Origin of the sequence: Stutzerimonas nitrititolerans (genome assembly GCF_003696285.1) — a bacterium.
GTDB lineage: Bacteria > Pseudomonadota > Gammaproteobacteria > Pseudomonadales > Pseudomonadaceae > Stutzerimonas > Stutzerimonas nitrititolerans.
The window spans coordinates 241288-255429 of the sequence record NZ_RFFL01000003.1; the positions used below are offsets into that span (position 1 = coordinate 241288).

At 63.5% G+C, this 14142-nt stretch carries 12 protein-coding genes; 5 read left to right on the top strand and 7 right to left on the bottom strand.

Going from position 1 to position 14142, the window contains the following annotated elements; all coding sequences use genetic code 11:
* Positions 1-26: 26 nt before the first annotated feature.
* Positions 27-773 (top strand): FadR/GntR family transcriptional regulator, encoded by a 747-nt coding sequence (locus EA795_RS05095; RefSeq protein WP_014852895.1) that lies wholly within the window; start codon positions 27-29, stop codon positions 771-773.
* Positions 774-860: 87 nt separating this feature from the next.
* On the opposite strand, the gene EA795_RS05100 is transcribed toward EA795_RS05095, so the two are convergent.
* The 7 genes from EA795_RS05100 to EA795_RS05130 form a co-directional block, all read right to left on the bottom strand.
* Complete coding sequence (locus EA795_RS05100; protein ID WP_122075902.1) at positions 861-1793, bottom strand: EamA family transporter; 933 nt, start codon at positions 1791-1793, stop codon at positions 861-863.
* Positions 1794-1868: 75 nt separating this feature from the next.
* Positions 1869-3149 (bottom strand): TRAP transporter large permease, encoded by a 1281-nt coding sequence (locus EA795_RS05105; protein WP_122075904.1) that lies wholly within the window; start codon positions 3147-3149, stop codon positions 1869-1871.
* Positions 3150-3677, bottom strand: a complete 528-nt coding sequence (locus tag EA795_RS05110) for a TRAP transporter small permease (protein ID WP_058074808.1) — start codon at positions 3675-3677, stop codon at positions 3150-3152. It abuts the gene before it with no gap.
* 65 nt (positions 3678-3742) lie between these two features.
* Complete coding sequence (locus tag EA795_RS05115; protein WP_014852891.1) at positions 3743-4717, bottom strand: TRAP transporter substrate-binding protein; 975 nt, start codon at positions 4715-4717, stop codon at positions 3743-3745.
* An 81-nt stretch (positions 4718-4798) separates the two neighbouring features.
* On the bottom strand, positions 4799-5689 hold the full coding sequence (locus EA795_RS05120; protein WP_122075906.1) for an SMP-30/gluconolactonase/LRE family protein: 891 nt from the start codon (positions 5687-5689) through the stop codon (positions 4799-4801).
* Positions 5690-5730: 41 nt separating this feature from the next.
* Positions 5731-6552 (bottom strand): NAD-dependent epimerase/dehydratase family protein, encoded by an 822-nt coding sequence (locus EA795_RS05125; protein WP_122076044.1) that lies wholly within the window; start codon positions 6550-6552, stop codon positions 5731-5733.
* A 393-nt stretch (positions 6553-6945) separates the two neighbouring features.
* Positions 6946-8337 carry an enolase C-terminal domain-like protein gene (locus tag EA795_RS05130; protein ID WP_122075908.1) on the bottom strand — a complete coding sequence of 464 codons (1392 nt, stop codon included), beginning with the start codon at positions 8335-8337 and terminating at the stop codon, positions 6946-6948.
* 330 nt (positions 8338-8667) lie between these two features.
* Here EA795_RS05130 and kdgD point away from each other — a divergent pair, with 330 nt between their 5' ends.
* The 4 genes from kdgD to garD all read left to right on the top strand — a co-directional run bounded on the left by kdgD (position 8668) and on the right by garD (position 14092).
* Positions 8668-9579 (top strand): 5-dehydro-4-deoxyglucarate dehydratase, encoded by a 912-nt coding sequence (gene kdgD, locus EA795_RS05135; protein ID WP_014852887.1) that lies wholly within the window; start codon positions 8668-8670, stop codon positions 9577-9579.
* 77 nt (positions 9580-9656) lie between these two features.
* A complete protein-coding gene (locus EA795_RS05140) occupies positions 9657-11099 on the top strand; it encodes an aldehyde dehydrogenase family protein (RefSeq protein WP_122075910.1) in 1443 nt (480 codons plus the stop codon).
* Between the two features lie 73 nt (positions 11100-11172).
* Positions 11173-12516: a glucarate dehydratase gene (gene gudD, locus EA795_RS05145; RefSeq protein WP_122075912.1), complete on the top strand. Its 1344-nt coding sequence runs from the start codon at positions 11173-11175 to the stop codon at positions 12514-12516.
* Between the two features lie 22 nt (positions 12517-12538).
* Positions 12539-14092: a galactarate dehydratase gene (gene garD / locus EA795_RS05150; RefSeq protein WP_122075914.1), complete on the top strand. Its 1554-nt coding sequence runs from the start codon at positions 12539-12541 to the stop codon at positions 14090-14092.
* Positions 14093-14142: the final 50 nt, after the last annotated feature.

The following is a 14142-nucleotide window of genomic DNA, read 5'->3' on the forward strand; positions in this document are numbered from 1 at the left end:
CGTAGTTTTTCCGAGAGATGAACCCTATGGACGACCAGACAGCTCAGCCTCGCGCCCGTCGCAAGCACCGCAGCCTCGCTCAGGAGCTGGTTGCGGAACTCTCCCAGCAGATCCGTGATGGGCTGATCAAGCGCGGCGACAAGCTGCCTACCGAGTCCGCGATCATGCAGGCCCAGGGCGTCAGTCGAACGGTAGTCCGCGAGGCGATTTCGCGACTGCAGGCATCCGGCCTGGTGGAGACGCGCCATGGCATCGGCACCTTCGTGCTCGATATGCCCAATACCACCGGTCTGCGAATCGACCCGGCGACCATCGGCACGCTACGCGACCTGCTGGCGATCATGGAGTTGCGCATCAGCCTCGAAGTGGAATCGGCCGGCCTGGCGGCGCAACGGCGTACGCCCGAGCAACTGGCCGGCATGCGCGGTTTTCTCGATGAGCTGAACGAAAGCATGGCGCATTCCAGCGAGGCGTCGAGTTCGGATTTCCAGTTTCACCTGCAGATCGCGCAGGCCACCGGAAACCGTTATTTCACCGACATCATGAATCACCTGGGAACCGCGCTCATTCCGCGCAGCCGGGTCAACTCCGCCCGGCTGGCGCATGATGACCAGCAGCAGTACCAGCTGCGGCTGTGCCGCGAGCATGAGCAGATCTACGATGCCATCGCCCGGCAGGACCCCGAATCGGCGCGTGCGGCCATGCGCCTGCACCTCACCAATAGCCGCGAGCGGCTGCGCCAGGCGCACGAAGAGGCGGAGTCGCAGGATTAGCACGGATGCTACAGAAAAGCCCCCGATCACCCTGATTCGGGGGCTTTTTCGTATGCGGCCTTCTCAGGCCTGGTTTTCAACGTCCCGTCATCCCTGCCGGCGATAGGTCAGCAGCACGATACCGGTCACCACGATTGCGCCGCCGAGTAGCTGCCCGGCGCTGAGCATCTGATCCAGCGCGATCCAGCCCATCAGCAGCGTCGCCAGCGGTTCGATGTTCATCACGGGTGCGTTGCGCGGCATGTCCAGACGCGGCGCTGACATGAACAGCACGATGAAACCCGTGCCATACAGCACCATCAGCGTGGCGAGGGCGAACCAGCCGGTCTGGCTGGCGGGCAGGTTGAGCCCGCCGGGGATAGCGCCGCTGATGCCGGCGAGGTTCATGCTGCAGAACACGATCAGAATGGTCAGCAAGCTGCGCACCGAGCCGCGAACCTGGGACAACTTGTGATCGGTGATCCACAGCGCGCAGGCGAACGCGGTGGCAGCTCCGAACGCCAGCATCACACCCGTTAGCCATTCCGGCCCGACGGTATCGCTGCTGCTCAAGCGCGTCGGCACGTCGAGCACGAATACCAGCCCGATCAGAATCACCCCCATCAAGGCAGCGGTGCGCGCGCTCGGGCGTGATCCACCCAATGCCCAGGTCAGCAACGCCAGCAGGATCGGAAAGACGTTCGCCACCAGCAGCGCGACCGCCACCGGAATGCGGGCCACGGCGGAGTACAGGCACAGGCTCTGCGTGGCAATCAACAGGCCGAGCAACAACTGCCAGCGCCATGCGCCTGGCGCCAGACGAATCTTCTGCCGTTGCCAGATCACCAGGCCGGCCAGCACCACCAGCGTGCCACCGGAACGCAGGAGAATCGCCAGCAGCACACCGGCGCCGTCGTCGAAGGCCACCCGTGCAGCCACGTGGTTGCCGGCGAACGAGCAGCCCATGCAGAGCAGGATCAGCACGGCGATATGTCGGGGAAAGACGGATGGGGTGGCGAGTGAGGCAGTGGTACTGGTCATGGATTCCTGCTTTCGACATGGAAACGCCAACCCTGAGGCTGGCGCAAGGGATGGATGCCTCGGCATCCCCGAGGTTTACAGCACGATACTCGGCAACCATAGCGAGATGGCGGGGATGTAGGTCACTGCCATCAGCACCATGAACAGCGCGGCGTAGAAGGGTAACAGCGCCTTGACCGTGTTTTCGATGGTGACTTTGCCGATTGCGGCACCGACGAACAACACCGCGCCCACCGGAGGCGTGATCAGGCCGATGCCCAGGTTGACCAGCATGATCATGCCGAAATGCACCGGGTCCACGCCGATACCGGTGATCACGGGCATCAGGATCGGTGTCAGGATCAGGATCAGCGGCGCCATGTCCATCAGCGTGCCGAGCGCCAGCAGCATGAAGTTTATGCACATCAGGATCACATAGCGGTTGTCCGACAGGGTCAGGAACATCGAGGTGATCTTCGAGGGGATCTGCATCAGCGTCATGATGTAGCCGAAGGCACCGGCGAAGGCGATCAGGATCATTACGATCGACAGGGTGCGCACGGTGCGGTGCAGCAGCTTGGGCAGGTCGCGCCACCTGTAGTCGCGGTAGATGAACATGGTCACGAAGAACGCCCAGATCACCGCAATCGCCGCGGATTCGGTCGCGGTGAAGATACCGCTGAGGATGCCGCCGAGGATGATCACCATGGTGAACAGGCCCCAGAGCGCCTCGACGCAGATCTTCAGGGCCTGGCGCAGCGGGATGGTCTCGCCTTTGGGGTAGTTGCGCTTCTTGGCGAACAGCAGGCACAGGCTCATCATCACCGCGCTGAGCAGCAGTCCGGGGCCGATCCCGGCAATGAACAGCGAGGCGATGGACACGGTACCGCCGGCTGCCAGCGAGTAAAGCACCGAGTTGTGGCTGGGCGGCGTCAGCAGCGCCTGGACCGAGCCGCTCACGGTCACCGCGGTGGAAAACTCGCGTGGGTAGCCCTTGCGTTCCATTTCCGGGATGAGCACCGAGCCGACCGAGGCGGTATCGGCCAGCGACGAGCCGGAAATGGCGCCGAAGAAGGTCGAGGCCATGATGTTGACCAGCGACAGCCCGCCACGGACGAAACCGACCAGCACACCGGCGAAGGCCACCAGCCGGCGAGACATGCCGCCTTCGGCCATGATCGCGCCGGCCAGCACGAAGAATGGAATGGCCAGCAGGGAGAACTTGCTGATGGCGCCGGCGATCTGGATCATCACCGCGTGAAACGGAATATCGATCCACCAGGCGCCGGCCAGTGCGGCCAACCCCAGCGAATAGGCCACGGGCACACGCAGGAAGATCAGGACGATGAAGCTGCCTACAAGAATGAGTGCATCCATTTAGAGGGTTTCCTTGCTGTCTTCGAAAAGCTCGAAACTGACCGAGCGGCGATGGCGCTGATCGCCGAAACAGAGCTTTTCAAGAATGAAGATCAGGCTCAGGAAGCCGCCGATCGCGATGGGGGAGTAAGCGATGCCCACGCGCAGCGACGGCAGTGTGCTCATGTACTGGTTCCAGGTGGCGATGCACAGCTTGATTCCCCAGATGGCCATGAACAGGCAGATCAAGGCCATCAGCAACTGCACCAGAATGTCGATGAAACCTTGCCAGGCAGCCGGCAGGCGATCGGTCAGGGTGGTGACCGCCATGTGCGCGCCGGCCCTGTAGCTGGCTGCCGCGCCGATGAAGGTGAAGATGGCCATCAGCAGGATGGCTACCGGTTCCGGCCATCCGGCCCCGCTGCCGAGCACATAGCGGGCGAAGATGCCCCAGGGAATGATCAGGGCCATGCCCGTGATGGACAGCCCGGCGACCCAGATACAGCCCAGGTAGATCAGGTCGTTGGTGCGTAGCAAAGTGTTTTTCATGAGACTTCACCGCAAGCACGGCGCCGGCGGCGAGCCGGCGCTGCGACGTTCTTCAGGATGGCCCGTTACTGAACGGCTTCGATACGCTTGATCAGGTCGGCGTAGGCCGCGCCGTATTTCTCACGCACCGGGGCGGTGGCCTCATAGAAGGGCTGCTTGTCGACTTCGATGAATTCCACACCGGCGGCCTTGAGCTTCTCTTCGCTGCTGGCGGTTTTCTCGTCCCACAGTTTGCGCTCTTCCAGTTGCGCCTCTTTGGCGAACTTCTTCACCATCTCCTGCTGTTCCGGGGTGAGCTTGTTCCATGTCGTCTTGGACATGACGATGGGCTCGGGCAGGATCAGGTGGCCGGTCAGGGTGTAGTACTTCGCGGTGCGGTAGTGGTTGTGCTCGAGCAGGGTCGGCGGGTTGTTCTCGGCACCGTCGACGACGCCGGTCTGCAGGGCGCTGAAGATTTCGGCGGTATCCATGGCCACGCCCTGGGCGCCCATGGCATTGAGGGTGTCGATGAACAGCGGGTTGCCGATCACGCGGATCTTCATGCCCTTGAGGTCGTCGATGTTGCGCACCGGCTCCTTGCTGTAGAGGTTGCGTACGCCGCCATCCATCCAGGCCAGGCCGACCATGTTGAATTCGGAAGCGGTGATCTTGTCGAGCAGCTCCTGGCCGATCTCGCCGTCGATGATCTTGCGCATGTGCTCGTGGTCGCGGAACACGAACGGCATGTTGAAGGCGTTGACGTCGGATACCACCGGGCCGAGAGTGCCGAGGCTGACGCGGGTCATCTGCACCGCGCCGATCTGCAACTGTTCCACTACCTCCTTTTCCGAACCCAGCACACCGCCGGAGAACATGCGGTACTTCAGCTCGCCGTCGGTGGCTTCTTCGAGTTTCTTGCCGAGGTTTTCCAGCGCCACCACCGTCGGATAGCCGGCCGGATGCACCTCGGCCAGCTTCAGCGTAGTAGCGGCCTGCGCCAGTCCTTGCAGACCCAAAGCGAAGGGAAGGGCGGCGATGAGCAACTTGCGTTTGAAGTTCATGTGAATCTCCATCTTGTTTTTGTTGGGTGCAGCGTTGCGGGCGTCGAGGCGTCGGCAGAGCCAGCCGCCTGGTAATAATGCTTAACGGAAAAACGGCTCCTCCAGTCCGGTGACGCCCGGGTGGAGGGCGAACACGCCGCCGGCCAGCGGCTGGTCGGACAGATCGCCGCTCGGGCGGATGGAGGTGACGAAGAGTGTGTCCAGCCGACTGCCGCCGAATGCGCACATGCTCGGTTTCTTCACAGGGACGGCCAGTGAGCGATCGAGGCGGCCGTCAGGAGTGAAACGATGGATCAGACCGGCGTCGTTGCCGCAGATCCAGTAGCAGCCAGCGACATCCACCGCGGCGCCGTCGGGGCGGCCTGGGTACTGGCTCATATCGACGAACAGGCGGCGGTTGGTGGGCGTGCCGCTGTCCGTGTCGTAGTCGAATGCCCAGATCTTCTGCACGCTGGGGTGAGAATCGGACAGGTACATCGTGCGGCCGTCGGGGCTGAAACTCAGGCCGTTGGGTACGATGAACCCGCGCAGGACCGACTGGGGTTCGCTATCGGCATCGAGACGGTAGAGCGCGCCGGCCGCAATGCCGGCGGCCATGTCCTGGACCATGGTACCGGCCCAGAAACGTCCCTGGCGGTCGCAACGGCCATCGTTGAAGCGCATGCCGGCATGTTCGTGGGCAACATGGGCGATAGGCGTGGCGGCAAGGCTGCCGTCATCCCGCGGGGCGATCTCGAACAGACCGCTTTCCATGCCGGCGACCCAGCGATTATCGGCGCCTTGCCGACGGGCGATGCAGGCAAGCATCTGGTCCCCGGTCCAGCGGTCGAGCAGCTGGTCGACAGCGCGCCAGCGCAGCAGTTGCTGGTTGGGTATGTCGACCCAGTAGAGCGCCTGTTCGGCGGCAATCCATACGGGGCTTTCACCGGTTGCGTTGCGGGCATCGACAATGAGTTCGGCTTGGCTGGGCATCTGCGGTTCTCTTGTTGTTATGGCCGACGATGTTCAGATTCTCAGTCGAAGGGGCCGGCCGCGACGAAGGCGCCGCCCTGGTATATCGCCACCGGGTCACCCGGCTCGGGCGCGGGCTGGGCTTCGACCTTGCTGCGGAAAATCTCCGAACTGTCCTGGGGCTCGAAGCCGAGATGCGCGGCCAGGTGGTTGTCCCACCAGACGTCGCGATTGGCCGACATGCCATAGACGACGGTATGGCCGACGTCAGGCGTGAAGAGGGCGCGCTCCAGCAGATGGGTGAGATCGCGATAGCTGAGCCAGGTGGACATCATTCGTCGATTCTGCGGTTCGGGAAACGAGGAGCCGATCCGGATGCTCACCGTCTCGATGCCGTAGCGGTCGAAATAGAAGCTGGCCAGGTCTTCGCCGTAGGATTTGGAAAGCCCGTAGTAACCGTCGGGACGGCGACGGGCATTGGCATCCAGGGTTTCACTCTGTTCGTAGAAGCCGATGACGTGATTGGAGCTGGCGAACACGATGCGCTTGATGCCATGCCGACGTGCGGCTTCATAGACATGAAAAACGCCGCAGATATTGGCCCCGAGAATTTCCTCGAAGGGGCGTTCCACTGAAACGCCGCCGAAATGGCAGATGGCGTCGACGCCCTCGAGCAACGCATGCACGGCGTTCTTGTCGGACAGGTCGCAAGGCACCACTTCCTCGTGAGGGCTGGCGGCGGGAGCCATGGGGGCGATGTCGGAGAGACGTAGAATCTTGGCGTAGGGCGCGAGCGTTTCGCGCAATACCTTGCCCAGGCCGCCCGCAGCACCGGTGAGCAGGAGGCGATTGAAGGGAGTAGGCGGGGTGGTCTTGCTTGTCATGTGGGTCTGTCCCATCGCTTATTGTTTGTTGTCATCGGTTGTCGTATGACATGGATTATTTGCTCGGCCCTGACGCTTGTCAACCCGCGCAATGCAATCCGTAATCGCTTTTTTTCGATGAGTGAAAACCTTGCATAAGATACGTGTAAGCCTTGATTGACGTGCATTTACCCGAAAGCAGGGAAAGATTACAGACAGGCGTGGGTCTTGCCTGTTCGCCGAATGTCGAATGCCGACGTGCTTTCGTTGTGGTGTGGTACTTCGACAAATCGCATCGAGCGTTGTATGACGACGTGGGGCTTGTCCAATGCCGCGAAGGCCAGGCGGCGCTGGCCGTGCGGCATGCAGGATCGAGATCGAGCCAGCGAGCCCGCGGGAGGCTCGTGCAGGTCGTCATCTGCCCAGGCTTGGCCGCTTGGGATCGTACCGCCAGCCCGGAATCAGATACTGCATGGCCATGGCGTCGTCTCGGGCACCGACCGCGACCTGCTTGTACAGCTCGTGAGCCGCCATGATCCGCTCCATGTCGGGTTCGATGCCAAGACCTGGCTTGTCCGGCACTCGAACCTCGCCGCCGACGATCTGCAGGGGCTCGCGCGTGAGGCGCTCCTGGCCTTCCTGCCAGATCCAGTGAGTGTCGATGGCGGTGATGTTGCCCGGTGCGGCCGCTGCGGCATGGGTGAACATGGCCAGGGAAACGTCGAAATGATTGTTCGAATGCGAGCCCCAGGTCAGGCCGAGCTGCTCGCACATCTGCGCCAGGCGCACCGAGCCCTGCATCGTCCAGAAATGCGGATCGGCCAGGGGAATGTCGACCGCATCCAGGCGCAATGAGTGGCCCATCTGTCGCCAGTCGGTGGCGACCATGTTGGTCGCCGTAGGGATGCCCGTGGCCCGTTTGAATTCCGCCATGATCTCTCGACCGGAGTAGCCGTTTTCAGGCCCGCAGGGGTCTTCGGCGTAGGCGAGCAGGTGGCCCTGGCCTTGGCAGAGCGCGATGGCCTCTTCGAGCGACCAGGCGCCGTTGGGGTCCAGTGTGACGCGCGCCTCGGGGAAGCGCGCCTTGATACCGGCGATGGCCTTCATCTCCTCGTGGCCGGACATGACCCCGCCCTTGAGCTTGAAATCCTTGAAGCCGTAGCGTGCGTAAGCCCCTTCGGCCAGTCGAACGATCGACTCGGGCGTCATCGCTGCCTGGTGGCGAATGTGGTACCAGCTGTGCCCCGAACCCGAGCCAGCGAGGTAGGGAAGGTCGGTACGGCTTCGGTCACCTATGTAGAAGAGGTAGGCCAGCATGGGCACGCTGTCGCGTTGCTGGCCACTGCCGAGCAGTTCTGCCACCGGTACCTCGAGGTGCTGGCCGAGCAGGTCGAGCAGGGCGGCCTCGACGGCGGTGACGACATTGTCCAGGCGCAGGTTGATTTCATGCGGCTGCTTGAGCACGGCGGCCTCGGCATCGGACGTCACCTGGTGTCGGGTGGTTTGCGGCCCGCCGGCGGCGCCTCCGGCAATCGCGCGTCGCAGATCGTTGAGAATGCCGTTGTAGCGCCCCAGCGGCTGACCGATCACCAGCGCCCGGCTGTGCTCCAGTGCGCGCCGAATCCCTTCGCCGCCCGGTACTTCTCCCAGCCCCGTGCGGCCGGCGCTGTCCTTGAGGATCACCAGGTTGCGGGTGAACCAGGGGGCATGAGCGCCACAGAGGTTGAGCAGCATGCTGTCGTGACCGGCGACGGGAATGACCTGCATGTCCTGCACCACCGGGGTTGTCTTCTTTTGTTCTGGCATCTTCCGTATTGCTCCGTTTCTGACTGACGACCGTAGTCGGGAAGGGATATCCATCGTCGAGCCCGCGCGGTGCCGTCGATGCGAGCCACCTAGAAATAACTTATAAGTTGTCATATGACAATGCGAATTTTTCTACCAGTGAGCGCTTTCCTGTCAAACGGGCCTGAAGCTGACATCAGCTGATTTACTGGCCTATCCGGATTTCATCGGGCATTCGGCGGCGCGAAGAATAATTCGAGAGGAGTGGTGACAACTCTAAAGTTGTACGATAACGTATATCCAAGGCCATGTCCTTACCCCTCTCTGGAAATGTCTAAGGATGCTAGAACAATGAACCCACAAGAACTGAAGGCCATTCTCTCTTCTGGTCTGCTGTCCTTTCCGGTCACCGATTTCGACCAGCAGGGCGACTTCAGTCGCAGCGGCTATATCAAGCGCCTCGAATGGCTGGCGCCATACGGGGCCAAGGCGCTGTTCGCTGCGGGTGGCACCGGCGAGTTCTTCTCGCTGACTCCGCAGGAATACCCCGAAGTCATCAGGACGGCTGTCGATACCTGCGCAGGGCAGGTGCCGATTCTGGCCGGTGTCGGCGGCCCGACCCGTCAGGCGATCGCCTATGCCCAGGAAGCCGAGCGGCTGGGCGCCAAGGGCTTGCTGCTGCTGCCGCATTATCTGACCGAAGCCAGCCAGGATGGCGTTGCGGCGCATGTCGAGCAGGTCTGCAAGTCGGTGAAGATCGGTGTGGTGGTGTACAACCGCAATGTCTGCCGCCTTACCGCCAGCCATCTGGAACAGCTGGTCGAGCGCTGTCCCAACCTGGTCGGTTACAAGGACGGCCTCGGCGACGTCGAGCTGATGGTATCGATCCGCCGTCGCCTCGGCGATCGCCTGGCCTACCTCGGCGGCTTGCCGACTGCGGAAGTCTATGCCGCCGCCTACAAGGCGCTTGGCGTGCCGGTGTATTCGTCGGCGGTATTCAACTTCATCCCCAGGACCGCGATGCGCTTCTACGAAGCCGTCAGCCGTGACGATCACGAGACCGTCGGCAAGCTGATCGATGATTTCTTCCTGCCGTACCTGGACATTCGCAACCGTCGCAAGGGCTACGCGGTCAGCATCGTCAAGGCCGGCGCTCGTATCGCGGGGCACGATGCGGGGCCGGTGCGTGCGCCGCTGACCGAACTGCTGCCCGATGAATACGAGCGGCTTGCCGCGCTGATCGAGAAGCAAGGCGCGCAGTGACGGTCCATCCCACCCATCCATCGCCCGACCACCAGAAAGCCGCCGGCTGACTGGTGGCAGCCCAGAAGGAGCGCTCCGTGGCAGACCTGCAACGTTACGACAACTACATCGACGGCCAATGGGTCGCTGGCAACCAGTACCAGGCCAACATCAACCCATCCGACCTGTCCGATGTCATCGGTGAATACGCCCAGGCCGACGCGGCACAGGTGGACGCGGCGATAGCAGCGGCGCGCAAGGCGTTTCCCGCCTGGTCCGCCGGCGGCATCCAGGCGCGTGCCGATGCGCTGGAAAAGGTCGGGCTGGAAATCCTCGCCCGACGCGAGGAGCTGGGCACGCTGCTGGCGCGCGAGGAGGGCAAGACCCTGCCCGAAGCCATCGGCGAGGTCGCCCGCGCGGGCAATATCTTCAAGTTCTTCGCCGGCGAATGCCTGCGCCAGGCCGGGGAAGTGCTGCAGTCGGTTCGCCCGGGCGTGAGTGTCGAGGTGACACGCGAGCCGCTGGGGGTGATCGGCCTGATCACGCCATGGAATTTCCCCATCGCCATTCCCGCCTGGAAGATCGCCCCAGCGCTGGCCTACGGTAACTGTGTGGTGATCAAGCCGGCCGACCTGGTACCGGGTTGCGCCTGGGCCATCGCCGAGATCATCTCGCGCGCGGGTTTCCCCGCCGGGGTGTTCAACCTGGTGATGGGCAAGGGGAGTGAAGTCGGTGAGGCGTTGGTCAAGGATGCGCGAGTCGATGGCATCAGCTTTACCGGCTCGGTGGGTGTCGGCCGCGGCATCGCCGCTGCCTGCGTCAACCGCGGGGCCAAGGTCCAGCTGGAGATGGGCGGCAAGAACCCGCAGATCATCCTCGATGATGCCGACCTCGATACGGCCGTCGAACTCGCGACCCAGAGCGCCTTCTACTCCACCGGCCAGCGTTGCACGGCATCCAGCCGCCTGATCGTCACAGAAGGCATCTACGACCGCTTCGTCGCGGCCATGGTCGAGCGTATCGGCAAGATCAAGGTCGGTTCGGCGCTGGAGAAGGGCATCCATGTCGGCCCCGTGGTGTCCCAGGCCCAGCTCGATCAGGACCTGAACTACATCGCCGTTGGCAAGCAGGAAGGCGCTCGCCTGGCCTGCGGCGGCGAACGCGTGAACTGCGGTAGCGAGGGATATTTCCTGGCGCCTACGCTGTTCGTCGACGCCACGGCCGACATGCGTATCAGCCGCGAGGAGATCTTCGGCCCCGTGGCCAGCGTGGTACGCGTCAAGGACTATGACGAAGCACTGGCCATGGCCAACGACACCGAGTTCGGTCTGTCGGCAGGCATCTGCACCACCTCGCTGAAATACGCCAATCACTTCAAGCGCCACGCCCAGGCAGGCATGGTGATGGTCAACCTGCCGACCGCGGGCGTCGATTACCACGTGCCGTTCGGTGGTCGCAAAGGTTCGTCGTACGGCCCGCGGGAGCAGGGGCGCTATGCCCAGGAGTTCTACACCACGGTGAAAACCACCTACGTCGGATAAGGGCAGTAGCCAGGTCGAGCCGCCCGACCTGGCTGCATCGACAAAGGCACAAGAACAAAATAGAGGGATGTGTATGAGCAACCCGATACATCAAGGCACCCCGGTGATTACCGACCTGCAGGTGGTCCCGGTCGCCGGGCAGGACAGCATGCTGCTCAACCTGAGCGGTGCCCACGGCCCCTGGTTTACCCGCAACATCCTGATTCTCAGGGACAGCGCCGGCCATGTCGGCGTGGGCGAAGTGCCGGGCGGCGAAGCCATTCGCCAGACCCTTGAAGATGCGCGAACCCTGGTGCTCGGCCGCTCCGTCGGCGACTACAACGGCGTACTCAACCGCGCCCGGCAGGCGTTCGCCGACCGCGATTCGGCAGGCCGCGGCTTGCAGACCTTCGATCTGCGTGTCGCCGTGCATGCCATCACCGCACTGGAGTCGGCGCTGCTCGATCTGCTTGGTCAGCATCTTGGCGTACCCGTCGCGGCGCTGCTCGGCGATGGCCAGCAGCGTGACGAAGTGGAAATGCTCGGTTATCTGTTCTTCATCGCCGATCGCAACAGGACCGACCTGGGCTATCGCGACGAATCGGACGCCTCCGAGGCCTGGTTTCGCGTGCGCAATGAAGAGGCGCTGACCCCGGACGCCATCGTCCGCCAGGCCGAAGCGGCATACGCGCGTTATGGCTTCAAGGACTTCAAGCTCAAGGGCGGTGTGTTGCCCGGCAGCGAGGAGGTCAAGGCCGTGCGCGCGCTGGCCAGGCGCTTTCCCGAGGCGCGCGTCACCCTCGACCCCAACGGCGCCTGGTCATTGGCCGAGGCCATCGATCTGTGCCGGGACCTGCACGGCGTGCTGGCCTATGCCGAAGACCCCTGTGGCGCGGAAAACGGCTACTCCGGTCGCGAGGTCATGGCCGAGTTCCGTCGTGCCACCGGGCTGCCGACCGCCACCAACATGATCGCCACCGACTGGCGGCAGATGGGCCATGCGATTGCGTTGCAGTCGGTGGACATTCCGCTGGCCGATCCGCATTTCTGGACCATGAGCGGCTCGGTGCGGGTCGCGCAGATGTGCCACGACTGGGGCCAGACCTGGGGCTCGCATTCGAACAACCACTTCGATATTTCCCTGGCCATGTTCACCCATGTCGCCGCCGCCGCGCCCGGCAGGATCACCGCCATCGACACCCACTGGATCTGGCAGGACGGCCAGTACCTGACGCGCGAGCCGCTGCAGATCGTCGGGGGCAAGGTGACGGTGCCGCACAAGCCGGGCCTCGGCGTCGAGCTGGACTGGGACGCGCTGGCCAAAGCGCACGCGCTGTATCTGGAAAAGGGTCTGGGCGCTCGTGACGATGCCATCGCCATGCGCTTCCTGTTCCCGGACTGGGCCTTCGACAACAAGCGGCCCTGCATGGTGCGCTGAGCGAATGGAAGAGACAGAACCCATGCAGTTGATTCCTCATCAGGATTCGCCTCGCCATATCCGCCTGAACGACGCGGACAACGTCGCGGTGATCGTCAATGACGGCGGCGTTCCGGCCGGTGCGCGGTTCGAAGACGGCCTGGTCGCGCTCGAACCCATCCCGCAAAGCCACAAGATCGCGTTGACGGACATCGCCACCGGCCAGCCGGTGATTCGTTACGGACAGGTCATCGGCTACGCACTCGAACCCATCGCTCGCGGCGGCTGGGTCAGGGAAACCCAGCTGCGCATGCCGTCGGCACCGCCGCTGGACAGCCTGCCCATGGCCGACGCGGTTCCAGCAAGACTGGAGCCGCTGCAGGGCTACAGCTTCGAAGGGTATCGCAACGCCGATGGCTCGGTTGGCACACGCAACATCCTTGGCATCACCACCACCGTGCAGTGCGTCGCGGGTGTGCTCGAACATGCGGTGGCGCGCATTCGCAGCGAACTGCTGCCGCGCTATCCGAACGTCGACGACGTGGTGGCGCTGACTCACAACTACGGCTGCGGCGTGGCGATCACGGCCAAGGATGCCTACATCCCGATTCGCACCGTGCGCAACCTGGCACGCAACCCGAACCTGGGCGGCGAAGCGCTGGTCATCGGTCTGGGCTGCGAAAAGCTGCAGGCCGAGCAGGTCATGCACGAGGACGATGCGTCGGTGGACCTGAGCGAGCCCTGGCTGTATCGCCTGCAGGAATCGAGCACCGGTTTCGGCGAGATGATCGAGCAGATCATGGCCTTGGCCGAAACGCGGCTGCGCAAGCTCGACCGCCGGCGGCGCGAAACCGTACCGGTATCCGAGCTGATTCTCGGCATGCAGTGCGGCGGTAGCGACGCCTTCTCCGGCATCACCGCCAACCCGGTGCTGGGTTTCGCCTCGGACCTGCTGATTCGCGCCGGCGCCACGGTGATGTTCTCCGAAGTCACTGAGGTGCGGGATGCCATCTACATGCTGACCGCGCGCGCCGAAACGCCGGAGGTCGCCCAAGCGCTGGTGCGCGAGATGGACTGGTACGACCGCTACCTGGCGCGTGGCGCCGCCGACCGCAGCGCCAACACCACGCCCGGCAACAAGAAGGGCGGCCTGTCGAACATCGTCGAGAAATCGCTGGGCTCCATCGTCAAGTCCGGCAGCAGCGCCATCAATGGCGTGCTCGGCCCTGGCGAGCGCTACAACCGCAAGGGGTTGATCTATTGCGCCACGCCAGCCAGCGATTTCGTCTGCGGCACGTTGCAACTGGCGGCGGGAATGAACCTTCACGTGTTCACCACCGGACGCGGCACGCCTTATGGGCTGGCCATGGCGCCCGTGGTCAAGGTCTCGACCCGCACCGAACTCGCCGAACGCTGGCCGGATCTGATCGACATCGATGCCGGGCGCATCGCAGCAGGCCGCGCCAGCATCGAGGAGCTGGGCTGGGAGCTGTTCCACTACTACCTGGACGTGGCCAGCGGTCGCACGCGAACCTGGGCTGAGCGGCATCGGCTGCACAACGATATAGTGCTGTTCAACCCGGCGCCGGTTACCTGAGGCTGACGACTGTGCGTTTCGCACAAGGGCCGCGCCAGGTCACCGGCAAA